Here is a 1,689-nt window from a genome sequence, read left to right on the forward strand (position 1 = left end):
CCGACCACCAATCAACTGGCGCATGACCGGATCACGGCAGAGCCGGTCAGCATCGTTGACGTCCTCATAGCCGGCCAGACGAGAGAAAACCGACTGCCGCAGCAGCCCGACAAACGTGTGCCGGCCATTCTTGCCAGTGCGATGATCGGCCAGTAGACCGCTTGCCAAATAGGTCAGACCAAGTGCGTCATCCAGTTCCCGATGCAGCAGCAAACCGGCGTCAGAACTGATCGCAGAACCCCGAAACAACAGTTGTACTGAGCTATCGAACCCGAGCCGCAACGGGTAGCGTCCACGGACGTGGTGTAATTTCTGCGCCGTCAACGGTGTAATCTCAGGTGGCCATCGAGGTGTATGGTCGAGGTGGAGTTTGGCGACTTCAACCACGGACCACATGGAGACCCCGATGACCAAGACCACCATGGACCTAACCGAGCTTCTGCAAAAGCACGATCAGGGCGACTTGCTGCGCTCGATCGCAGAGGCTGTTCAGCAACTGATGATGGAGAGCGATGTTGACGGCCTGATCGGAGCTGGCCGCCATGAGCGGGCCGAGCAGCGCACGACCTGGCGCAACGGCTACCGCGACCGCTCTCTGGACACCCGGCTGGGGACGCTGAACCTGAAAGTGCCGAAGCTGCGGCAGGGCAGCTATTTCCCCGGCTTTCTCGAAGCCCGCAAAACCTCTGAGCAAGCACTGGTTGCCGTGATCCAGGAGGCGTGGATCGGCGGCGTCTCGACCCGGCGTGTCGATGAGTTGGTTCAGGCCATGGGGCTGAGTGGCATCTCGAAAAGCACTGTGTCCAAGCTGTGCAAGGATATCGATGAACGGGTCGGCGAGTTCCTGAACCGCCCGCTGACGGGGGATTGGCCCTACGTTTGGCTCGACGCTACCTACCTCAAGCAGCGTCAAGGCGGACGGATCGTCAGCGTGGCGGCCATAATCGCCGTTGCCGCCAACACGGAGGGGCGCCGTGAAATCATTGGCTTAGGCGTTGGCCCCTCAGAGGCCGAGACCTTCTGGATGGACTTCCTTCGCAGCCTGAAGGCCCGGGGCCTCGATGGCGTGAAGCTTGTGATCAGCGACGCCCATACTGGCCTGAAAGGCGCAATCTCGCGCGTCTTCGAAGCAACCTGGCAGCGCTGCCGCGTTCACTGGATGCGCAATGCCCTCGCTCATGTCTCGCGCGGCCAGCACACCGTTGTCGCCGCTGCGATCCGGCAGGCATTCGAGCAGCCCGACCGCAAACATGCTGGGGAAACATGGCAGCGCGTGGCCGATCAGCTCCGCCCCCGTTGGCCCAAGCTCGCCGATCTGATGGATGCCAGCGAACACGATGTGCTGGCCTATATGGCCTTCCCGCGCCAGCACCGAACCAAGCTGCACAGCACGAACCCGATCTAGCGTCTGAACAAAGAAGTGAAGCGGCGCGCTGACGTCGTGGGCATCTTCCCCAACGAGGCATCGATCATGCGTCTGATCGGCGCTGTGCTGTTCGAGCAGAATGACGAATGGCAGACTTCAAGCCGCTACATGATGGTCGAAGCCTTCGCCCAGATCGACAAGGAGGAGATCGACCCCATTCTAAGCATAACCACGAAAGCCGCCTGATCATGACCTCAGGCCATCTGGGAAATTACACCACCTTGACGGACGCTACCCACGTCCGCTGTGGAGGTAGCCGGGCT

Annotated in this window: 1 protein-coding gene and 1 pseudogene; one reads left to right on the plus strand and one right to left on the minus strand. The window is 60.9% G+C overall.

The window, feature by feature from the left end; translation table 11 throughout:
• A partial coding sequence (locus AAFM29_RS17645; RefSeq protein WP_371830770.1) for a transposase occupies positions 1-324 on the minus strand: 324 nt, incomplete at its 3' end.
• Between the two features lie 82 nt (positions 325-406).
• Here AAFM29_RS17645 and AAFM29_RS17650 point away from each other — a divergent pair.
• Positions 407-1,612 (plus strand): annotated as a pseudogene (locus AAFM29_RS17650) (IS256 family transposase).
• Positions 1,613-1,689 lie beyond the last annotated feature (77 nt).

Source organism: Erythrobacter sp., from assembly GCF_038133525.1.
Classification (GTDB): Bacteria; Pseudomonadota; Alphaproteobacteria; order Sphingomonadales; family Sphingomonadaceae; genus Qipengyuania.